At 69.7% G+C, this 20,972-nt stretch carries 16 protein-coding genes; 8 read left to right on the forward strand and 8 right to left on the reverse strand.

Annotation, left to right across the window (positions count from 1 at the left end):
- The first annotated feature begins 15 nt into the window (after nt 1–15).
- On the forward strand, nt 16–1,038 hold the full coding sequence (locus tag AAG565_RS07340) for an AraC family transcriptional regulator ligand-binding domain-containing protein (RefSeq protein ID WP_348818917.1): 1,023 nt from the start codon (nt 16–18) through the stop codon (nt 1,036–1,038).
- 180 nt (nt 1,039–1,218) lie between these two features.
- Nucleotides 1,219–3,645 carry a penicillin acylase family protein gene (locus AAG565_RS07345; RefSeq protein ID WP_348818918.1) on the forward strand — a complete coding sequence of 809 codons (2,427 nt, stop codon included), beginning with the start codon at nt 1,219–1,221 and terminating at the stop codon, nt 3,643–3,645.
- An 82-nt stretch (nt 3,646–3,727) separates the two neighbouring features.
- On the opposite strand, the gene AAG565_RS07350 is transcribed toward AAG565_RS07345, so the two are convergent.
- Complete coding sequence (locus tag AAG565_RS07350) at nt 3,728–4,747, reverse strand: AraC family transcriptional regulator (RefSeq protein WP_348818919.1); 1,020 nt, start codon at nt 4,745–4,747, stop codon at nt 3,728–3,730.
- 130 nt (nt 4,748–4,877) lie between these two features.
- Between AAG565_RS07350 and AAG565_RS07355 the strand changes: the two genes are divergently transcribed.
- Together AAG565_RS07355 and katG are read left to right on the forward strand one after the other, a co-directional pair.
- Nucleotides 4,878–6,377: an NAD(P)/FAD-dependent oxidoreductase gene (locus AAG565_RS07355; protein WP_348818920.1), complete on the forward strand. Its 1,500-nt coding sequence runs from the start codon at nt 4,878–4,880 to the stop codon at nt 6,375–6,377.
- Between the two features lie 135 nt (nt 6,378–6,512).
- The gene (katG, locus tag AAG565_RS07360; protein WP_348818921.1) at nt 6,513–8,738 is read left to right on the forward strand and encodes a catalase/peroxidase HPI; all 2,226 of its coding nucleotides are present in this window, start codon (nt 6,513–6,515) and stop codon (nt 8,736–8,738) included.
- Nucleotides 8,739–8,820: 82 nt separating this feature from the next.
- Here katG and AAG565_RS07365 read toward each other — a convergent pair whose 3' ends face one another.
- From AAG565_RS07365 to AAG565_RS07395, 7 genes are read right to left on the reverse strand one after another with little or no spacing between them, the layout of a single operon-like run.
- Complete coding sequence (locus AAG565_RS07365) at nt 8,821–9,888, reverse strand: TPM domain-containing protein (RefSeq protein WP_348818922.1); 1,068 nt, start codon at nt 9,886–9,888, stop codon at nt 8,821–8,823.
- Nucleotides 9,889–9,904: 16 nt separating this feature from the next.
- A complete protein-coding gene (locus tag AAG565_RS07370) occupies nt 9,905–11,032 on the reverse strand; it encodes a DUF3047 domain-containing protein (protein ID WP_348818923.1) in 1,128 nt (375 codons plus the stop codon).
- A 53-nt stretch (nt 11,033–11,085) separates the two neighbouring features.
- A complete protein-coding gene (locus tag AAG565_RS07375) occupies nt 11,086–11,481 on the reverse strand; it encodes a DUF1475 family protein (RefSeq protein ID WP_348818924.1) in 396 nt (131 codons plus the stop codon).
- The gene (locus AAG565_RS07380) at nt 11,478–12,791 is read right to left on the reverse strand and encodes a cyclopropane-fatty-acyl-phospholipid synthase family protein (protein WP_348818925.1); all 1,314 of its coding nucleotides are present in this window, start codon (nt 12,789–12,791) and stop codon (nt 11,478–11,480) included. The genes AAG565_RS07375 and AAG565_RS07380 overlap by 4 nt, the downstream gene beginning before the upstream one ends.
- A gap of 30 nt (nt 12,792–12,821) precedes the next feature.
- Complete coding sequence (locus AAG565_RS07385; protein WP_348818926.1) at nt 12,822–13,586, reverse strand: DUF1365 domain-containing protein; 765 nt, start codon at nt 13,584–13,586, stop codon at nt 12,822–12,824.
- Entirely contained in the window at nt 13,583–14,884 is a 1,302-nt protein-coding gene (locus tag AAG565_RS07390) for an FAD-dependent oxidoreductase (RefSeq protein ID WP_348818927.1), read from the reverse strand. Before AAG565_RS07390 ends, AAG565_RS07385 begins: the two co-directional genes overlap by 4 nt.
- A gap of 51 nt (nt 14,885–14,935) precedes the next feature.
- Nucleotides 14,936–15,583 carry an arylesterase gene (locus AAG565_RS07395; protein WP_348818928.1) on the reverse strand — a complete coding sequence of 216 codons (648 nt, stop codon included), beginning with the start codon at nt 15,581–15,583 and terminating at the stop codon, nt 14,936–14,938.
- Here AAG565_RS07395 and AAG565_RS07400 point away from each other — a divergent pair.
- The 4 genes from AAG565_RS07400 (at nt 15,582) to AAG565_RS07415 (ending at nt 20,809) form a co-directional block, all read left to right on the forward strand.
- Nucleotides 15,582–16,256 (forward strand): ATP-binding cassette domain-containing protein, encoded by a 675-nt coding sequence (locus tag AAG565_RS07400; protein ID WP_348818929.1) that lies wholly within the window; start codon nt 15,582–15,584, stop codon nt 16,254–16,256. The two genes, AAG565_RS07395 and AAG565_RS07400, sit on opposite strands and share 2 nt — an antisense overlap.
- Nucleotides 16,249–18,735: an FtsX-like permease family protein gene (locus AAG565_RS07405; protein ID WP_348818930.1), complete on the forward strand. Its 2,487-nt coding sequence runs from the start codon at nt 16,249–16,251 to the stop codon at nt 18,733–18,735. Before AAG565_RS07400 ends, AAG565_RS07405 begins: the two co-directional genes overlap by 8 nt.
- Nucleotides 18,736–18,817: 82 nt before the next feature.
- Entirely contained in the window at nt 18,818–19,801 is a 984-nt protein-coding gene (locus tag AAG565_RS07410) for a malate dehydrogenase (RefSeq protein ID WP_348818931.1), read from the forward strand.
- Between the two features lie 171 nt (nt 19,802–19,972).
- Nucleotides 19,973–20,809: an HDOD domain-containing protein gene (locus AAG565_RS07415; protein ID WP_348818932.1), complete on the forward strand. Its 837-nt coding sequence runs from the start codon at nt 19,973–19,975 to the stop codon at nt 20,807–20,809.
- The last annotated feature ends 163 nt before the right edge of the window (nt 20,810–20,972 follow it).

The raw sequence follows: 20,972 nt of genomic DNA on the forward strand, positions 1-20,972 counted from the left end.
ATTTTTTGACCATCCATGCCAAACGAAATGGGGCAAAGCCGGATGGCCAGTGCGATGCGCGTAACAGGGGCGTGGGTGCAGCTGCTGGTCGATTGGCTCGACCAGGAGCACCTCGCCGCGCCCGAGCTGCGCGCGGCCGTCGCCAGCCGTGCAGCGGACGATGCGGTGCCGACGCCGCTGTGGACCGACTGGCTGCGCAAGGCCGTCGCGCTGCGCCCTGACCACATTGCGCCGGGCCTGGCGATCGGTGCGTTGGTGCAGCCGCGTCATGTCGGCGTGCTCGGCTACCTCGTCGCCTCGGTCGGCAATCTCGGAGAGGCGGCGCTGGCCTACCGCCGCTACGAGCGCCTGTTCTACGGCGTCGACATCGCCGACACGGTGATGACCGGCAACGAAATGGAGATCCGCTGGCCGCCCAGCGATCCGCCGCTCGGACACCTCGGCGATTCGGTGGCGATCGCCGCGCTGGTCACCTTCGTGCGCCGCCAGATCGAAGGCGCGCCGCCGCCGTCCTTCGTGGCCTTCGTCAACCCGCCGGTCGACGCCGCCGAGCACGCGGAGTTCGAGCGCTTCTTCGGCTGTCCGGTGCGGTTTGGCGACACGCATACGCGGGTGCGCTTCCCGGCCGCCTACCTGACCATGCCGATGCGCCAGGCCGACCCGGGCCTGCGCGCGGTACTCGACCGCCAGGCGCAGGCGCTGCTGCTGGCCCAGCCGCAACCCGACGACTTCGACCGCGCGCTGCAGCAGGTGATGCTGCGCCTGCTGCCGGACGGCAACGCCAGCCTGCGCCGCGCTGCGAAGGAACTGCATCTTTCGGTGCGCACGCTGCAACGTCGCCTCGACGCGCGCGAGCAGACCTGGCAGCAGCTGCTCGACCAGACGCGCAAGCAGCTCGCGCGCCAGTACCTGGGCGACCGTTCGCTGTCGCTCGGTGACATCGCGCTGCTGCTCGGCTTCTCCGAGCAGAGCGCGTTCAACCGAGCCTTCCGGCGCTGGACCGGCGATACGCCGCGGCGGGTGCGGGCGGCGGCGTGAGTTCCGGCGTCATTCCCGCGGAAGCGGGAATCCAGAGCCGGGGGCAGCAAGACTGGATGCGCGTCTGCGCGGGCAGGACGGCATCGGATGCGCGGTGCGCAGCGATAGGTCGGTTTTACGGCTGTATCTGAGGTTTGCGGCTCGGCATCATGCCGGCCCCCGAAGCGAGGAGCCCTGAAGATGTCGTCCGTCGCGCGTTACCTGAGCGCCGCAACCCTTGCCGCCCTGCTGTCCGCCTGTGGCAATTCCTCGCCGACGGCACCGTCGAGCGGCGGCAGCGGCACGCTCAAGGCCGAGCTGCGCCGCACAGACTACGGCGTCGTCCACGTCAAGGCCGACAGCTACGAGGGCCTGGGCTACGGCTACGCCTACGCCTTCGCGCAGGACAACCTGTGCACGATCGCCGAGAGCTACGTCACCGTGAACGGTGAGCGCAGCAGGTACTTCGGGCCGGACGCCAGCTGGATCTTCACCGGCAACGGCACCACCAACAACAACCTCAACTCGGATTTCTTCTTCAAGCTGATCATCGCCGAGCAGCGCGTCGAGCAGCTGCTGGCGCTCCCGCCGCCGCAGGGGCCGCTGCCGGAGGTGCGCGCGCTGATCCGCGGTTACGTCGCCGGCTACAACCGCTACCTGCGCGATGTTGGCGTCGCCAACCTGCCGGATCCGACCTGCCGCGGCGCGGCCTGGGTGCGCGAGATCCGCGAGATCGACGTGTACCGCCGCTTCTACCAGCTTGCGCTGCTGGCGTCGTCGGCCGTCGCGATCGACGGCATCGGCAGCGCGCAGCCGCCGACGGCGGGCATCGTGCCGGCGGCGCTGCCGACCGGCGAACAGGTCGCGGCGCAGCTCGGGCAGGCCTGGCAGGGCATCCAGATCGGCAGCAACGCGATCGCGCTCGGCGCCGACGCCACCGACTCCGGCCGCGGCATGGTGCTCGGCAATCCGCACTTCCCGTGGCACGGCTCCGAGCGCTTCCACCAGGCGCACCTGCAGATCCCCGGCGTGCTCGACGTGACCGGCGTCAGCCTGTTCGGCGTGCCGCTGGTGCTGATCGGCTACAACAAGGACCTGGCCTGGAGCCACACCGTGTCGAGCGCGTGGCGCTTCACGCCTTACCAGCTGACGCTGGTGCCGGGCATGCCGACGAGCTATCTGGTCGATGGCCTGCCGGAAGCAATGACCCCGCATGCGCTGAGTGTCGAGGCGCTGCAGCCGGACGGCAGCGTCGCCACCGTCGAGCGCACGCTGTACACGACACGCTGGGGGCCGGTGTTCACCAGCGTGCTCGGACTGCCGCTGTTCCCGTGGCTGCCGGCGCAGGCCTATGCGCTGGCCGACGCCAATGCCGCGAACTTCCGCTACGTGAACCACTTCTTCGACGTGAACCGCGCGCGCTCGACGCGCGAGCTGCTGCAGATCCTCGAACGCAACCAGGGCATTCCCTGGGTCAACACCATCGCCGCCGACCGCGCCGGCGAGGCGTTCTATGCGGACATCTCGGTGACGCCCAACGTGCCCGACGACATGGCGATCAGCTGCGCCGGCGTGCTCGGCGTCGCCACCGCGCAGCTGCTCGGCCTGCCGATCCTCGACGGCTCGCGCAGCGCCTGTGCCTGGCGCATCGACGCCGACGCGGTGCAGCCCGGCACGATCGGACCGTCGCACATGCCGCACCTGTTCCGCGCCGACTACGTCACCAACTCCAACGACAGCTACTGGCTGTCGAATCCGCACGAACCGCTGGAAGGCTATGCGCGCATCATCGGCGACGAGCGCATCGAGCGGCGCATGCGCACGCGCCTGGGCCTGGTGATGGTCGAGGAACGCCTCGCGCAGGGCACGTTCAGCCGCCAGCAGATGCAGGACCTGCTGTTCAACGACCGCCAGCACGCCGCCGAGCTGTGGCTCGACGACCTGATCCCGTTCTGCCGGCTGACGCCGGTGCTGCTCGGCACGGCGGGGCCGGTGGTCACCGGCGAGGCCTGCGACGTGCTCGCCGCGTGGGACCGCAGCGACCGTCTCGACAGTCCCGGTGCGGTGCTGTTCCGCCGCTTCGCGCAGAACCTGTTCATCACCAGCGTGCCGTCCGGCAGCTCGGCGAACTACCTCGGCTTCGCCGACGCCTGGCGCACGCCCTTCGACGTCAACGATCCGGTGCACACGCCGCGCGGCCTCAACGTCGCCAACCCGCATGTGCAGGAAGCGCTGGCCAACGCGATCAGCGACCTGCAGTCTGCGGACCTGCCGCTGGATGTGACGCTGCGCACGACGCAGTTCGAGGCGCGCGGCGACGAGCAGATCCCGATCCACGGCGGCCCCGGCGAAATGGGCGTGTTCAATGCCATCACCGCGCCCTGGGTCGCCGGTACCGGCTACCCGGACATCGTGCACGGATCGAGCTTCATCCAGGTGGTGAACTTCGACGACGACGACTGCCCGGACGCGCGCACGATCCTGACCTACTCGCAGAGCGCGAATCCGGCCTCGCCGCACTACGCCGACCAGACGCGGCTGTACTCGCAGAGCGGCTGGGTGCCGGCGCGCTTCTGCGAGTCGGAGATCGCCGGGCACGTCACGCAGACGCTGACGCTGAGCGAGTGAACAAGCCTGCCAGGTAGGAGCGGCCCATGGCCGCGATTCATTCGGCGCGGTGCACGCACCGCATCGCGGCCATGGGCCGCTCCTACGGCGAATCGCTGCGCTGCCGCCGGTACGCCGCCGGCGACACGCCCTTCCAGCGCTTGAATGCGTGCGTGAAGCTCGCGGCCTCCGCGTAGCCCAGGCGCAGCGCGATCTCGTCGAGCTTGATGCGGCCGGTGCCGAGCATTTCCTCGGCCAGTGTCAGGCGCACCTCGTCGAGCAGTTCGCGGAACGAGGTGCCTTCCTGTTCGAGGTGGCGGCGCAGGCTGCGCGGGGCGACGTGCAGCGCCGCGGCAACCGTCCGGATGTCGGGCATCTCGCTGGACCCACGCAGGAGAATGTCGCGCACCTTGCCGGAGACACCGCTGCGCGTCCGGCGCGCGTCGAGCAGCTGGCGGCACTGCGCCAGGCACAGGCGCCACACATTCGGGTCGGCCTGCAGCATCGGCGCATCGACGTCGCTGGCATGGTGCAGGATCACGTTCTCCGCAGCGTCGAAGCGCGGCGCCACGCCGCCGCACAGTTCGGCGAAGCGCGCGGCGTAGGCCGGCCGCGCAAAGCGGAACTGCACGGCAGCCACCGGCACGCCGCCCAGCTCGTGCACGGCGTTGGACCACGCCGCGAAGTCGCGTTCGAACAGGAATTGCCGCACGTCCTCCGGGATCGAGCCGTCGTCCAGAATCAGCGCGAGATCGCCGCCGCGCGTTTCGAGGCGGAAGTGCACGAAGGCATAGGTCAGGTCGAGATAGCGCAGTGCGATCTCCGCGGCACTGCGGTAGGTCGGGCTGGTCAGCACCGCGAAGCCCCAGATGCCGTAGGTGGACAGGTGATAGCGCAGGCCGGCGTCGAGCCCGAGGCCGGGCAGATGGCCGATGCGGCGCACGATGTTGCGTACCACCGCGAGCTCCTGTTCGGCGCCGATCTCGGTCCTGGGCTGTTCGAGCATCGCCGGCGTGATGCCACTGTCGCGCAGGCTGTCGGCCGGCTCGACGCCGCGGGCGGTGGCGAACTGCACCAGCACTTTCGCGCTGATCACGGTGCGGCGGACTTGGGCACGGGCCATGGAGGGTGACGGCACTTGGCGAGGTGGCCACAATTGTCAACACCTTGGCCATCGACGTCATTCACCCGGGGACCATCGCGGGGCATGATGCCGTGCACAAAACAAGTCGTCACTGGAACGGAGGCGCATCGTGGACAGCACCCAGACCGCGCGGACCCGCGTCGCAATCATCGGCTGCGGATTCGGCGGCATCGGCATGGGCTATTACCTGAAGCAGGCCGGCATCGACGACTTCGTGATCCTGGAAAAAGGCCAGGACGTCGGCGGCACCTGGCGCGAGAACACCTATCCCGGCGCGGCCTGCGACATTCCGTCGCACCTGTACTCGTACTCGTTCGAGCCGCACTACCCGTGGTCGAACCGCTATGCGCCGCAGCCCGAGATCCTCGACTACATCCGGCACTGCGCGCGCAAGCACGACCTCCTGCGCCACGTGCGCTTCGGTGCCGAGGTGCGGTCGGCGGCCTTCGACCAGAGTCGCAGCGTCTGGACCGTGACGCTGGCCAACGGCGCGCGCATCGAGGCGGACACCGTGGTCAGCGCGGTCGGTCAGCTGCACCGCCCGGCGATCCCGAACATCCCGGGGCTTGACCGCTTCCAGGGCAAGACCTTCCACTCGGCGACCTGGGACCACGGCTACGACCTGGCCGGCAAGACGGTCGCGGTCATCGGCACCGGCGCCAGCGCGATCCAGTTCGTGCCGGCGATCGCGCCCAGGGTCGCGCGGATGCACGTGTTCCAGCGCTCGCCCGGCTGGATCATCCCGAAGTTCGACCGCCAGTTCTCGCGCTTCGAGCGCTGGCTGCTCGACACCTTCCCGATCCTGCACGACCTCGACCGCTGGCGCATCTATGGCATCACCGAGCTGCTGGGCTATGCCTACGAAGGCCACAAGTGGGCCGAGCGTCTGGTGACGGGTTTTTCGAAGCTGATGTTCTGGCTGCAGGTGCGTGATCCGGCACTGCGCAGGAAGCTGACGCCGGATTATCCGATCGGCTGCAAGCGCATCCTGCTGACCCACGAATGGCTGCCGACGCTGCAGCGACCCAATGTCGAACTCGTCACCGACGCCGTCACCGAGATCACGCCGACCGGCGTGCGCACCGCCGACGGCAGGCTGCGCGAGGTGGACACGATCATCTGGGGCACCGGCTTCGCCGCGACGCAGTTCCTCGCGCCGATGAAGGTCACCGGCCGCGACGGCCTCGACCTGCATGCGAACTGGCAGCACGGCGCCGAGGCCTACCTGGGCATGGCGGTCGCGGGCTTTCCGAATTTCTTCATGCTCTACGGTCCGAACACCAATCTCGGCTCCGGCTCGATCATCTTCATGCTCGAATGCCAGCAGCGCTACATCGTCAGCCTGCTCCAGGCGCGCGAGCGGCAGAAGCTCGCGGCCGTCGAGGTCACCGCCGAGGCCCAGGCCGACTACGTCGCCGAGATCCGCGAGCGCAGCGCGCGCACCACCTACGAGGGCGGCTGCCACAGCTGGTACACCACGGCCGACGGCCGCAACACCAACAACTGGATCGGCCTGCAGACCGAGTTCCGGCGCCGCACCGCCGCGCTGGTGCTCGCGCACTACCGCCTGACGCCGATCACGGAGTCGGCGCCGGCGCTGGCGGCGTGACCGGCCGCACCCGCCGCGGCGCAGGGGTCGATGGGATGTGCTATCGCAGCAATTGAATCTTTTCATCCACGAGCACGCGACGACGCCGTAAGGTAGCTGCGCGGTCGTCGTTCCCATCCAAAGAGGAGTGCTCCCATGCAAAAGAAATCCGCGACCTGGCTGGCGGTCTGTGCGCTGGCCCTTCCACCCCTGCTGGCCGCGGGCGTCGCCCGCGCCGAAAGCGCGTCGATGGCCAACCGCTTCTGGTGGCCGGAGCAGCTGGATCTGGCTCCCTTGCGGCAGCACGACGCGCGCTCCAACCCCTACGGCGCCGACTTCGATTACGCCAAGGCCTTCGCCAGCGTCGATCTCGCGGCCCTGAAGGCGGACATCCGCAAGGTGCTGACCACCTCGCAGGACTGGTGGCCGGCCGACTTCGGCCACTACGGGCCGTTCATGATCCGCATGGCCTGGCACAGCGCTGGCACCTACCGCGTCGCCGACGGGCGTGGCGGCGCCGGCGGCGGTCAGCAGCGTTTCGAGCCGCTCAACAGCTGGCCGGACAACGCCAATCTCGACAAGGCGCGACGCCTGCTGTGGCCGGTGAAGCAGAAGTACGGCCGCAATGTGTCCTGGGCCGATCTGATGATCCTGACCGGCAACGTCGCGCTCGAATCGATGGGCTTCAAGACCTTCGGCTTCGCCGGCGGCCGCGCCGATGACTGGGAAGCCGATCTCGTCTACTGGGGACCGGAAAAGAAGTGGCTGGCCGACGAGCGCTACAGTGGCGATCGGCAGCTGGAGAACCCGCTGGCCGCGGTGCAGATGGGTCTGATCTACGTGAACCCGGAAGGTCCGAACGGCAATCCCGATCCGCTCGCCGCGGCCAAGGACATCCGCGAGACCTTCGGCCGCATGGCGATGAACGACGAGGAGACGGTCGCGTTGATCGCCGGCGGACACACCTTCGGCAAGGCACACGGCGCGCGCAGTCCCGAGGGCTGCCTCGGTCCCGAACCGGCGGGCGCGGCGATCGAGGAGCAGGGCCTGGGCTGGACCAACAAGTGCGGCAGCGGCAAGGGTGCCGACACGATCACCAGCGGTCTGGAGGGCGCGTGGACGGCCGCGCCGACGGCGTGGACGATGATGTACCTGACCAACCTGTACGCCTTCGACTGGGAGCAGACCCGGAGCCCGGCCGGCGCGATCCAGTGGGTGCCGAAGAACGCGGACGCGATGAAGAACGTGCCGGACGCGCACGACAAGACGAAGACGCACGCGCCGATCATGTTCACGACCGATCTCGCGCTGCGCTTCGATCCGAGCTACGCGAAGATTTCCCGGCGCTTCATGGAGAATCCCAAGGAGTTCGAGCTGGCCTTCGCCAAGGCCTGGTTCAAGCTGACGCACCGCGACATGGGGCCGCGTGCGCGCTATGTCGGCGCCGAGGTCCCGGCCGAAGAACTGATCTGGCAGGACCCGATCCCGAAGGTCGATCACCCGCTGGTCGATGCCAGGGACGTCGCCGAACTCAAGGCCCGGATCCTGGCCTCGGGCCTGACGACTCCGGAACTGGTGCGCACCGCGTGGGCCTCGGCCGCGAGTTTCCGTGGCACCGACATGCGCGGCGGGGCCAACGGGGCGCGGGTGCGGCTGGCGCCGCAGAAGGACTGGGCGGTCAATGATCCCAAGGAACTCGCCAAGGTCCTGAGGAAGCTGGAGAGCATCCAGAAGGACTTCAACCGCGCGCAGAAGGACGGCAAGAGGATCTCGCTCGCCGATCTGATCGTGCTCGGCGGCGGCGCCGCGATCGAACAGGCGGCGAAGAAGGCCGGCCACGACGTGCAGGTGCCGTTCACGCCGGGCCGCATGGACGCGTCGGAGGCGCAGACCGATGTCGCGTCGTTCGCCGTGCTGGAGCCGAAGGCCGATGGCTTCCGCAACTACTACGGCGCCGGCCTGAAGCGCTCGCCGGCGGAGATGCTGGTCGAACGCGCCAACCTGCTGACCCTGACCGTGCCGGAGATGACCGTGCTCGTCGGCGGCATGCGCGCGCTCGACGCCAACACCGGGCAGGCGGCGCACGGGGTCTTCACCCGCCGTCCGGGCACGCTGAGCAACGACTTCTTCGTCAACCTGCTCGACATGTCCACGCGCTGGAGCCCGTCGGCCAAGACCGCCGGCCTCTATGAGGGTGTGGACCGCGCCACCGGCAAGCCGAAATGGACCGCGACGCCGGTCGATCTGATCTTCGGCTCCAATGCCGAACTGCGTGCGGTCGCCGAGGTGTACGCCGCGGCCGATGGGCAGGAGAAGTTCGTGAAGGACTTCGTCGCCGCCTGGAACAAGGTGATGATGCTCGACCGCTTCGACGCGATCTGATCCCGCGCGGCGTTCCATCCCCCGGCATGGCCATGTCGTGCCGGGGGATTTTCGTGTCGCGCGGAGCGCCGGCGGCGGCTTGCTACCAGCGCGAACTGGCGCCGCCGCCGCCGGAGCTGCCGCCACCCGAGGACGACGAAGAACCCGAACTGCCCGACGACGAAGACGAGGATGCGCGGCTGGCGTAGTACGCCGGCGTGTACTCGTAGGCGCCGGACGCGCTCTGCCTCAGGTGGCCCTGCTCGATCATCTCGGCGCGCCGCCTGGCGAGATCCTCGAGGAATCGGCGATAGCGTTCCGGCGAGGCGTACTTGCGGCCGGACCCGTGGATCAGCAGCACCATGATCATCAGGACAGCGCCGATCGAGATATAGAAGGCTTGCACGAACAGCGCCGACAGGATCAGCACGAAAGCACCCGGGTTGATCGACAGGAAGCCCTGGACGACCAGGCTGCCCTTCCAGCCTTTCCCGGCGCCTTCCGATGTGACGACGTCCTCGTCGTCGAGCGACAGCGACGGAGCGAGTCGGTGCAGGCGTGCACGCTGGCGCGTCACCCAGGCGTTGCGGATCGGCAGCGTGAACCAGAGCGCAAACAGGAACACGCCCAGGGCGATGAATCCGCGCGGCCAGTCGAACTCCTCCACCGACTCCGCCTCGCTCAACTCGCGCAGCGCATCGGGATCCTGCGCGACGACGCGCGACAGGAACGCAAAGGCATCGACGATCGCGCCGGCGGTGTCGCCCGCGCGCATCTTCGGCGCGAGGTAGGCGTCGAGCGCGCGCAGCGCGACGACGTCGGGAATCGCGCCTTCCAGCCCGTAACCGACTTCGAAGCGCGACTGGCGGTCGCTCATCGCCAGCACCAGCAGCAGGCCGTTGTCGACGCCCCGCCTGCCGAGCTGCCATTTCTCGAAGGTCTGCACCGCGACGTTCTCGATCGGCTCGCCGCCGAGCGTGCCGACGATCAGCACCGCGCCCCAGATGTGGCTCTCCGCGCGGATCCGCTGCAGCTCGTCGTTGATGGTCTGCTGCGCGGCGGCATCGAGCACGCCGGCGGTATCGACGACATTGGGCGTGAACGGCGGCACGTCGAAACCGCGCGCCGCGAAGGGCAGCAGCATCAAGGTCGTGACGAGCAGCATGCGCATGGCGGGCGTCTTCCGTTCAGGGACCGATGCCGATGCGCTGCACGCCATCATCGAGAACGATCCTGCGATAGCGGCAGCGGCCCCGGGCATTCTGGAAAGTAGAGTTGGCGATCAGCCAGACCGCGACGATGCGTTGCGGCACGGGGCCGCCGACCGCGCGTCGGTAGTCGGCGAGAAGGCTGCGCGATTCGCCGATCCAGCGGCCGAGGCCGTCGGCCGGCGTGCGCAGCACCCAGTGCGTCTCGCGCTGGTCCCACCACGGCAGCGGGCACTGGAAGATCGTGCCGGCGGGCAGACCGCCGCTCCACATGTAGGTGAGGTCGAGGCCGTTGTCGAACTCCACGGCGATCGACAGGTAGTCGTGCGTCGGCTGGACGTGCTCGGGCAGGCGCGACGGCAGCGCCTCGACGAGCCAGTCCCAGCTCAGCTGCAGCGTCCCGGTGAGCGGACGATCCACTGGATGCTGCAGGATGCCGACGTCGCCGTGGGTGTCGCAGCACAGCGCGCTGCCGTCTTCGCAGGTCCTGAAAATGCCCGCCGCGCCGATGCGCCACAGGTAATGCCAGCCTGTGGGTGGCGCAACCACGGCTGCGGCCGTGGCGTCCACCGCAGCCAGCCGCACGAACACCTCGCCGCTCGTCGGCGGTGGTGGGCTCTCGGTGTTGATTGCGCCGTCCGGGGCGCCGAAGGCGCCGGGCAGTGCCGCCTGCAGCCGCAACGGACCGTCGCCCGCCGCCTGGATGACGCCCTCTGCGCCGGGCAGGCGGGCGATCGGGCCGTGGCCGATGCGGTACCAGACGCAGCTGCGTGCGCCGATGCTCACCTCCAGCGGGCGTGACAGGAACATCCGCCCGCCGGCCGAGTAGCGGACGTTCTCGCCGGCTGCGAGCACGAGGCCGCTGTCATGCCAGCGGCCATCCGCACGCAGGCGCAGCGTTCGCGCGCCATCGAACGCGGCCGGGCTGACGTCCTCGATCAGGCGCCGCGCGCGACGTTCGCCGCGCGCGCGGACGAAGGGCACGAACACGGACAGTGGCGAGGGCGCGTTGCGCACCGGCCAGCCATTGCCGTCCTGGGGCAGTCCCTGGGCGCCGACCAGATCGAGCGCGCGCGCCAGGCGCAGGCTCCACGATGTCCGCTCCACCGCCGTCTCCGTCGCCGCGCCCGTGCTGACGTGCGCCGGGCCGCGCAGCGTCCTTATACCCCGGTTCGGTTCTCGCCGCCCGGGGCCGATCGAGCGGGGGCATCGCGCAGCAGCAGGTCCTCGACGCGCGCGCCTGCGGGCAGCCGCGCGATGCGGATGAGCACGTATGCGGCCATCGCCATGTTGCCCAGCCCGAGAATCAGCAACAGCCAGACCAGGCGCGGCGTCCAGCGGGTTTCCTTGTAGGCGACCCACAGCCAGAACCAGAGGAAGCCGAAGTAGGCGTCGAACAGCGTGGCGACGAGCCACGGGTGCGTGCCCTGCGCAGGATTCGCGACCAGCGCGCCGATGGCCGGCAGGATGCCGATGTGTCCGCTGGCCCACGCCGAGACGCCGACGAGGCCGGCGAACACGAGTACCGCGAACAGCGCGATGACGCGGAGGCTCATGGCTTGCGCAGGCTGATCTGCATGAGGTCGATGCTGCCGGTGCGGAACCCGCATTCGCAATAGCTCAGGTAGTAGCGCCACATGCGCAGGAAGCGCTCGCCGAAACGCTGCGCGATCGGTTCGTGCGCGGCCAGTACGTTGCGGTGCCAGTGCATCAGCGTGTCGGCGTAGTCTCTGGCATAGAACTTCGCGTCCTCGGCGATGAGTCCGGCCTTGAGCGCGAGATCCTGGAACAGGCCCGGCGGACAGAGCATGCCGCCGGGGAAGACGTACTTCTGGATGAAGTCGCGCTTGCGCCGGTACTCGTCGAAGATCCTGGGGCTGATCGTGATGCCCTGGATCGCGGCACGCCCGCCGGGCTTGAGCGCCCGCTGGATCGCCGCGAAGTATGCGGGCCAGTACGCCTCGCCGACCGCCTCGTACATCTCGATCGAGACGACGCGGTCGTAGGCGCCGTCGATGTCGCGGTAGTCGCGCAGCTCGAAGCGGACCCGATCGGCCAGGCCCGCAGCCTGCGCGCGCCGCTGCGCCTCGGCGAGCTGTTCCTTCGACAGCGTGATGCTGGTGACGCGGCATCCGGACTGCCGCGCCGCGTGGATCGCAAAGCCGCCCCAGCCGGAGCCGATTTCCAGCAGGTGGTGCTCGGGCCTGAGGTCCAGGCGCTCGAACATCAGCCGGAACTTGTTGAGCTGGGCGTCCATCAGCGTCTCTTTGGGCGGGATGAACGTGCCCGACGCGGCACCGCCCGGCGCGTCGCGGCGCGAGAAGATGGCGGACGAGTACGCCATCGTCTCGTCGAGCCACATCTTGTAGAACTCGTTGCCGAGATCGTAGTGATACTCGATGTTGGCGCGTGCGCCGGTCTTCGTATTGGCGCGCAGGCGATGGCGCAGCAGGCCGTAGAGGCGGCCGAGCAGGTTCTTCTCGTAGGGTCCCCGGTAGTGCGGCTCGTTGAGATACAGCACCATCAGCAGGCGCGTGAGGTCGGGAGAATCCCAGCAGCCATCGAGGTAAGCCTCGCCGAAACCGACCTCGCCGGCGCGCAGCACGTGGCGGACCAGCGCGGCCGAGCGAACCTGCAGCACGCCGTGCGGGCCCGGTTCGCTGCCGTGGAAGCTGTGCGTCTGGCCATTGGGCAGCGTGACATCGAGCGAGCCGATGCGCAGGCCCCGCAGCATGTACAGCAGCAGCCGCAGCCCCCAGTTCAGGCGCTGCGCCGGCGCCAGTGTCGCCGGCAGGTCCGGCGAGAAGCCGTCGCGCAGCAGGATGCGCTGCACATCGGTGTTCGGATCCAGTTCGTTCGGATTCATCTGCGCCTGCCCCATTGTCTCGAATCGTTCTCAGCTCACGTCCGGCTGCAGCGGTTCCGGCTTGGTGTGAAACTTCGCGCCGCGCAGCCAGATCTTCAGAGCCTCCCAGTGGATGCCGGCGACGACCTTCACGGTCATCCACGGCATGCGCAGCAACTGGCCGATGATCGTGCGGTCATTCAGCTCGCGCCGTTCTCCAGCCAGCGTCGCGTCCAGCACCGGCCGCCCCTCGCGCGTCTCGTGGATCACCACGCGCACCCGTTCGCCCGGTGCGTCGAGCACGAAGCGATAGCGGCCGGACCGTTCGAGAAAAGGCGAGACATGGAAGTGCTTGTCCTTCTCGAACGTCATTCCATACGCGGAAGACGCGTCGCTGGATGCAAGCACGTAGCTGTGGCGCTCGCCGAAGGTGTTGCGCACCTCGGCGATGATCGCCTGCAGCCGCCCGTCGCGATGCTCGCAGTACCACAGCGCGATCGGGTTGAAGGCGAAGCCGAGCACGCGCGGAAACGCGAGCAGGCGGATGCGGCCGCCATCGGGTTCGATGCCCTGGCTGCGCAACGTGTGCTCCGCCCAGGCGCGCAGCCCGCGACCATCGCCATGGTCGCGGTCGTGCAGCGCGAACAGGTTGAAGCCGTTGTGCGAGAAGCAGCGCAGGCGCGCAGCCAGTGCATCGACGCGGTCGATGTCGATCAGCAGATAGAACACGCGGTACACGAAGCGGTAATGCGGCGCCACGCGACGGCGATGCATCACGCGCGCCGGATACAGCGCACCGTCCGCGTGGTCGTTCACAGCCGTGCCCACCGTGGGAGACATTCGCGGTCGATCCCCGCCACTGCGCGCAGGCCCGATCTGAGCCCGTCCTCGTGGAAACCATAGCCGCTCCAGGCCCCCGCCCACCACAGGCCGCCGGCATCCTGGATCTGGTCCAGTCCCGCGTGCGTGCCCAGGCTGGCGGTGCCGTAGTGCGGGTGCTCGTACACGGTGTCGTAGAGAATCCGGTCCGCGGCGATGTCGCGTGTCGGATTGAGCGTGACGACGTAGTTCACCGGCCCCGGGATGCCCTGCAGCAGGTTCATCCAGTAGCTGCCGGAGATCGGACGGTCGTGGATTTCGCGCTCGAAGTCCGCCGCCGTGAAGTCGGCCTCGTCATTGATGTAGTTCCACGCCGCCCACGCGCCGCGCCGCCGCGGCAGATGGCGGTCGTCGGTGTGCAGCACGACACGGCTGGCGTTGTAGGGCATGCCGGCGAGCACCTGCCGCTCCCGGTCATCCGCGTCCGCGAGCAGGCGCAGGCCCTGGTCGGCGTGCACCGCGCAGACGACCCGGTCGTAACGCCGCGTGCCGTCCTGCGTGGTCAGCTCCACGCCGCCGGTGACGCGCTGCAGCGCATGCACCGGGGTCTGCAAGCGTACAGTGCCGCGGAAGCGCGCCAGCATCGCGCGGACGTACTGGTGGCTGCCGCCGACGACGGTGCGCCAGGTCGGCTGCTGCGTCGTCGTGAACAGGCTGTGTGCGTCGAAGAAGCGCATGAAGTCGGCGGCCGGGTACTCCATCGCCTTGCGCGGCGAGCAGCTCCAGATCAGCCCCGCCATCGGCAGCAGGTAGCGCGCGCCCAGCTCGGGCGAGAAGCCGGCATCGCGCAGGAAGTCGCCGAGCGAACCCGGCGGCAGGGTGCCGGCGCGCAGCAGCGCGGTGCAGTGCCGGTTCAGGCGCAGGATGTCGGTCAGCAGGCGCAGGTGCGCGGGCCGGAACAGGTTCGACGGCTGGGCGAACACCGTGTACAGCCGGTCGCTCCCCTTCCATTCGTAAGCGCCGCCGCCCAGCGAGACGGCGAACGACATGTCGGTCGGGCGGGTCTGCACGCCGAGCTCGGTGAACAGCGCGCTCAGGTTCGGGTAGTTGACGCCGTTGAACACGATCCAGCCGGTGTCCACGGGCTGTTCGCCGGACGGCGTCGGCACGACGATCGTGTGCGTATGCCCGCCGACGCGCGGGTCGCGCTCGTAGAGCGTGACCGCGTGGCGCTGCGCGAGAAAGTAGGCCGCTGAGAGTCCGGAGATGCCGGAGCCGATGACCGCGATGTTCATGGGAGGGGTCTGAGCGGGGAGAGTCCCGTGTCCCCCATACGGACGAAGGGCTCAGCGGGATGCGCCCGCTGCGAGCACCCGCCGCAGCGTCGGCCAGACCGCGTCCAGCAGCTTGTCCTGCACCGCGGCGGTCGGATGGATGCCGTCGTCCTGGAAAGACGCGGGGTCGGTTGCGATCTCGGCGAGGAAGAACGGGACCAGCGGCGCTTTCAGGGCGCGCGCGACCTCACCGAAGCTGGCGGCGAATCCATCGGCATAGTCCGCGCCGTAATTGGTGGGGATGCGCATCTCGAAATAGATCGGCGTGGCGCCGGCCGCGCGGCTGAGCGCGCCGATCTGTCGCAGGTTGTCGCGCAGGCGCGTCAGCGGCAGGCCGCGCAGGCCGTCGTTGCCGCCCAGCTCGATCAGTACCCAGCGCGGACGGTGGCGTTCGAGCAGCGCCGGCAGGCGCGCCAGCCCGCCGGCGGTGGTTTCGCCGCTGACGCTGGCATTGACGACGCGCGCCGGATAGCCTGCCGCGTCGAGCCGCTTCTGCAGCAGGGCGACCCAGCCGCGCTCGGCGGGGACGCCGTAGGCGGCGCCGAGACTGTCGCCGAGCACCAGCATGATCGGCCGTGTGTCCGCGCCGGCGGCGTGGATCGCCGGCGCGGCGAGACCCAGGACCAGCGGCAACAGCAGACGAAGGAAGAACGAAGTCATGAGTCGGTACAGCGCCGTGCTGGCGAGCGGAGTGGTCAAGCAGGTTAGCAGCGGCGGGCAGGCGCTGACGATTCTCGCCGGCGTCGATCTCGACGTCGCGCGCGGCGAGACGGTGGCGATCGTCGGCGCCAGCGGTTCCGGCAAGACCACGCTGCTGTCGCTGCTCGCGGGGCTCGATCTGCCGACGCGCGGCGAGATCCGCATCGATGGTCAGCGCCTCGACGATCTCGACGAGGACGCCCGTGCCGCCCTGCGTGCCGGCCGGATCGGCTTCGTGTTCCAGTCGTTCCAGCTGCTCGCCGGCTTCACGGCGCTGGAGAATGTGATGCTGCCGGCCGAGCTCGCCGGCCGCGACGACGCGCCGGCGCGCGCCCGCGCGGCCCTGGAGCGCGTCGGTCTGGGCGCACGGCTTGGCCACTATCCGCAGCAGCTCTCCGGCGGCGAGCAGCAGCGTGTCGCCATCGCGCGCGCATTCTGCGGCGAGCCGAAGATCCTGTTCGCCGACGAGCCGACCGGCAATCTCGATACCGCGACCGGTGCGCGCATCATCGACCTGCTGTTCGAGATGAACGAGGCGCAGAACACGACGCTGGTGCTGGTGACGCACGATGCCGCGCTCGCCGGGCGCTGCCAGCGCACGCTGCAGCTGCGCGAGGGCCGCCTGCATGGCTAGCGCGGCCGCGTTCGCCGCGCGGCGTTTGCGCAGGGGCTGGCGCAGCGGCGAACTGCTGATCCTGACGCTGGCGCTGATCGTGGCCGTCGCGGCGGTCGGTGCCGTCGAGCTGTTCACCGAGCGGGTGCGCGCGGCATTGGCGACGCAGACCGGCGAGTCTCTGGGCGGCGATCTGATGTACAGCGCACGTGGGCCGCTGCCGGAGACACTGCGCGAGACGGCCGCCGGTCTCGGTCTGTACACGACACGCGTCGTGGGCTTCACCAGCGTCGTGTTCCACGGCGACGAGACGGCGCTGGCCTCGGTCAAGGCGGTCGAGCACGGCTACCCGCTGCGCGGCCGGCCGTGGATCGCCGACGAGCCCCATGGCGAGCCGCGCGCGGCGACCGGCGTGCCGGCGCCGGGCGAGGCCTGGACCGATGTCCGCCTGTGGCAGGAGTTGCACTTGTCGCGCGACGCCGTGCTCAAGGTCGGCGCGCTGCAGCTGCGCGTCAGTGCGGTGATCGTGACCGAGCCGGACCGCGGCAACGGCTTCGCCGATCTGGCGCCGCGCCTGATGATCAACGCGGCCGACGTGCCGGCCAGCGGCCTGCTCGGGCCCGGCAGCCGGGCACAGTACAGCCTGCTGGTGGCCGGACCCGCGGCGGCGGTCGCACGGCTGGCGGCACGCGAGGTCGATCCCGGCATGCGCCGCATCACGCCGCAGGACGCGCGGCCGGAGATCCGCAACGCGCTCGAGCGCGCCGGGCAGTTCCTCGACATCGCGGTGCTGGCCGCGACGCTGCTGTCCGCCGCCGCCGTGGCGCTGGCGGCGCGCCAGTACGGCGAGAAACTGCGCGACGAGATCGCCCTGCTCAAGTGCCTGGGCGCGCGGCAGGGATTCCTGGCGCGCGCCCTGCTGCTGCAGCTGGGCCTGCTCGGCGCGGGCGGCGCGGTCCTCGGTGCCGGCGTGGGCTATGCCGCGCAGGCCGTTCTGACACGGCTGCTCGGCAGCCTGATCCAGCTGCCGCTGCCGCCGCCACCCTTGCAGCCGCTCGCGACCGCGGCGGCGCTGGGCCTGCTGATGCTGGTCGGCTTCGCCGCGCCGCCGATGCTCGATGCGCGGCGCGCGCCGCCGCTGCGCGTGTTCCAGCGAAGCCTCGGCGGATTCGCCGGCGCGCGCGCGGTCTGGCTGGCTGCGCTCGGCGCCGGCGCGGCGCTGCTGTGGCTGGCGACCGGCGACGCGCGGCTGGCGCTGTTCGTGCTCGGCGGCGCCGCTGCCGCCCTGCTGGCACTGGCGCTGCTGGCGACGCTGCTGGTGCTGGCGCTGCGCCCGCTGCGCGGCCGTGTCGGCATGTCCTGGCGCTTCGGTCTGGGCAACGTCGCGCGCCGCAGCGCCGCGACCGTGGCGCAGGTGACGACGCTGGGCCTGGCCCTGCTGGCGCTGCTGCTGGTCTCGGTGGTGCGCGAGGATTTGCTCAAGACCTGGCAGCGCAAGCTGCCCGCGGACACGCCCAACCAGTTCCTGATCAACATCCAGGCCGGCCAGGTCGCGGCGCTGCGTGCGTTCTTCGCCGAACGCGGCTACCGCGATCTCGAGCTGTGGCCGATGGCGCGCGGGCGCCTGGTCGAGCTCAACGGCGTGCCGGTGACCGCCGATTCCTTCGACGATCCGGAAACGCAGCGCTGGATCAACCGCGATTTCAACCTGTCGTGGACGACGACGCTGGGCGCCGACAACCACATCACGCAAGGCCAGTGGTGGGGCGAGGCCGGTGTGGGCCAGCCCTGGCTGTCGGCCGACGAGTACGCGATCAAGCGCCTGAACCTCAAGCTCGGCGACACGCTGACGCTGGATTTCGCCGGCGAGCGCGTGACCCTGACCGTGCACAGCTTCCGCACCGTCGAATGGGACAGCTTCCGTCCGAATTTCTTCCTGCTGGTGCCGCCCGGTGCGCTGCCGGAATCCGTGCCGGCGCAGTGGCTGACGAGTTTCCATCTGCCGCCCGCCGACCGCGCGCTGCTGCGCGCGCTCGGCGAGCAGTTTCCGAACGTCACGGTGCTCGACATCGAGGCGATGATGCGGCAGGTGCGCGGCATCGTCGAACGCATCGTCGCCGCGGTCGAATTCATCTTCCTGTTCACGCTCGCCGCCGGCCTGACCGTTCTGCTCGCGGCGATCGAGGGCACGCGTGCCGAGCGCGTGCGCGAAACCGCGCTGCTGCGTGCGCTCGGAGCCGGGTCCGGCCTGATCACGCGCGGCCTGATCGCCGAGTACGCGGTGCTCGGCGCGCTCGCCGGCCTGGTCGCGGCGATCGCCGCGCAGACGCTGACCTGGGTGCTCGCCGAGCAGCTGTTCCGCATCCCGTATGGGCCGCGCCCGCTGCTGTGGCTGGTCGGCACGCTCGCCGGTGCCGTCCTCGTCGCGGCACTGGGCTGGCTGTCGCTGCGCCCCGTCCTGCGCACGCCGCCGCGGCTGGTCCTGCAGGCCAGCGCCTGAGGAGATTCCCTCAACCGGCCGCAAAGCCGCTAAAATCGCGGCCCCTTCCACCGTCCTGCACCGATTCCTGGGAGTCCCGGACATGAAAAAACCCGTCAAGGTCGCCATCACCGGCGCCGCCGGCCAGATCGCCTATTCGCTCATCTTCCGCGTCGCGTCCGGCTCCATGCTCGGCCCCGACCAGCCGGTGATCCTGCAGCTGCTCGAAGTGCCGGTGCCGGAAGTGCTGGAGAAGCTCAAGGGCACGGTGATGGAGATCGACGACTGCGCCTTCCCGCTCGTGCGCGGCGTCGAGATCCACTCCGACCCGATGTCGGGCTTCGAGGGCACCGATTACGCGCTGCTGGTCGGCGCGCGGCCGCGCGGCCCGGGTATGGAGCGCAAGGATCTGCTCACCGCCAACGGCGGCATCTTCGGCCCGCAGGGCAAGGCGATCGCCGCCAAGGCGAGCAAGGACGTGCGTGTGCTGGTCGTCGGCAACCCGGCCAACACCAACGCGCTGATCGCGGCCACCGCCGCCAAGGGCCTCGATCCGAAGCAGTTCCACGCGATGGTGCGTCTCGACCACAACCGCGCACTGAGCCAGCTCGCCGCCAAGACCGGTGCGCACTCGACCGACATCGACAAGATGATCATCTGGGGCAATCACAGCTCCACGCAGTACCCGGACATCAGCCACTGCACCGTCAAGAACCAGCCGGCAAAGAGCCTCGTCTCCCAGGAATGGGTCGAGAAGGACTTCATCCCGACCGTGCAGCAGCGCGGTGCGGCGGTGATCAAGGCGCGCGGGCTGTCATCCGCCGCCTCGGCGGCCTCGGCAGCGGTCGATCACATGCGCGACTGGGCGCTGGGCAGCAACGGCAAGTGGGTGTCGATGGGCGTGCCGTCCGACGGCAGCTACGGCATCAAGCCGGGCGTCGTCTATGGCTATCCCTGCATCTGCAGGAACGGCCACTACGAGATCGTGCAGGGCCTGTCGATCGACGAGTTCTCGCGCGCACGCATGGACGCCACCGACAAGGAGCTGCGCGAGGAGCGCGCGGCGGTCGAGGAACTGCTGAAGTAACACGCCGCGATGCGGTCAGGACGGGCCCGCCGACCGTGATCGGCGGGCCCGTTCTTTTTTGCGCCGGCCACTCAGCGCCGCACCGACGCTGCGCCCGCCGAGGTTTCGCCGGCCCGTGGAGGGTGTATCTTTACCCGGACGAGAGGGGCGTACAGACCGTCCGGGGTGGAGATGAAGTCGCTGTACCTGTGGCTGACCGTCGTCGATGCACTCAATCGCGACGAGCTGACACTGCCGACGCTGCCGGACGTCGCGCTGCGCGTGAGCCGCATGTGTGCCGACCCGGATGTGTCCGCGGCGCGGCTGGCGCGCGAGATCGCCACCGACCCGGCCAGTGCGGCACGTCTGCTGCGCGCCGCCAACAGCGCTGCCTACGGCGGCCGACCGGTGGCCGATCTGCAACAGGCCATCGCGCGGCTGGGACTGCCGCTGACGCGCACGCTGGTGACCCGCTACGCGCTGGAACAGATCCACGTCGCCCGCAGTCCGGAACTGGTCCGCATCCTGCGCGCGTCCTGGGTGCGCAGCCTGGAAGTCGCGGCGCTCGCCGCGGTGCTGGCCCGCAGCCGCACGCCGCTCAACCCGGCCACGGCGATGCTCGCCGGTCTGCTGCGCGAGATCGGTCTGCTGCCGCTCGTCGGCCTGGTCGAGGCGCGACCGGAGCTGAACGACCGTCCCGCCGAGCTGGAGGCAGGCTTGTCGAATCTGCACGCGCGGGTCGGTGTCCACCTGCTGCGCGCCTGGAACTTTCCCGACGAGCTGGCGCAGGTGCCGGTCCTCAGCGCGGACCTCGAGCGTCAACGCGACGGTCCCGCCGACTACGCCGACGTGGTCTGCGTCGCGGCGCTGCAGCAGCAGCGCGAGCACGCCGGGCTGCTGGCCAGACTGGTGCCGCCGCCGCACAGCGCGTCCCATGACCGGCTGGGCCTCCCTCCGCGCTTCAACCCGGCCCGTGACGCCCGCACGGCGACGCAGCTCGCCGCGGAGCGGGTGCTGCTGTCCGCCTGAACGCGAGCGTGCCGGCCGTGCGCCACGTGATGATCGTCCAGTGCAGCGAGTCGGCGGGAGGTCAAGCCTCTTCCAATGACACATGAGCCTGAAGGGGGTGCGTGATTCCAACGTGAAGTGAGCCTGAAAGGCCGGCGGGGCGGCGGGATCATCGGAGGATGAT

The sequence above is a fragment of the Fontimonas sp. SYSU GA230001 genome, from assembly GCF_040066175.1.
In the GTDB taxonomy this organism is placed as follows: Bacteria; Pseudomonadota; Gammaproteobacteria; order Nevskiales; family Nevskiaceae; genus Solimonas.

Coding starts and splice junctions, on each gene's coding strand:
- AAG565_RS07340 (WP_348818917.1), top strand. CDS start 16: ATGCCAAACGAAATGGGGCAAAGCCGGATGGCCAGTGCGATGCGCGTA.
- AAG565_RS07345 (WP_348818918.1), top strand. CDS start 1,219: ATGTCGTCCGTCGCGCGTTACCTGAGCGCCGCAACCCTTGCCGCCCTG.
- AAG565_RS07350 (WP_348818919.1), bottom strand. CDS start 4,747: ATGGCCCGTGCCCAAGTCCGCCGCACCGTGATCAGCGCGAAAGTGCTG.
- katG (WP_348818921.1), top strand. CDS start 6,513: ATGCAAAAGAAATCCGCGACCTGGCTGGCGGTCTGTGCGCTGGCCCTT.
- AAG565_RS07365 (WP_348818922.1), bottom strand. CDS start 9,888: ATGCGCATGCTGCTCGTCACGACCTTGATGCTGCTGCCCTTCGCGGCG.
- AAG565_RS07375 (WP_348818924.1), bottom strand. CDS start 11,481: ATGAGCCTCCGCGTCATCGCGCTGTTCGCGGTACTCGTGTTCGCCGGC.
- AAG565_RS07380 (WP_348818925.1), bottom strand. CDS start 12,791: ATGAATCCGAACGAACTGGATCCGAACACCGATGTGCAGCGCATCCTG.
- AAG565_RS07390 (WP_348818927.1), bottom strand. CDS start 14,884: ATGAACATCGCGGTCATCGGCTCCGGCATCTCCGGACTCTCAGCGGCC.
- AAG565_RS07400 (WP_348818929.1), top strand. CDS start 15,582: ATGAGTCGGTACAGCGCCGTGCTGGCGAGCGGAGTGGTCAAGCAGGTT.
- AAG565_RS07395 (WP_348818928.1), bottom strand. CDS start 15,583: ATGACTTCGTTCTTCCTTCGTCTGCTGTTGCCGCTGGTCCTGGGTCTC.
- AAG565_RS07405 (WP_348818930.1), top strand. CDS start 16,249: ATGGCTAGCGCGGCCGCGTTCGCCGCGCGGCGTTTGCGCAGGGGCTGG.
- AAG565_RS07410 (WP_348818931.1), top strand. CDS start 18,818: ATGAAAAAACCCGTCAAGGTCGCCATCACCGGCGCCGCCGGCCAGATC.
- AAG565_RS07415 (WP_348818932.1), top strand. CDS start 19,973: ATGAAGTCGCTGTACCTGTGGCTGACCGTCGTCGATGCACTCAATCGC.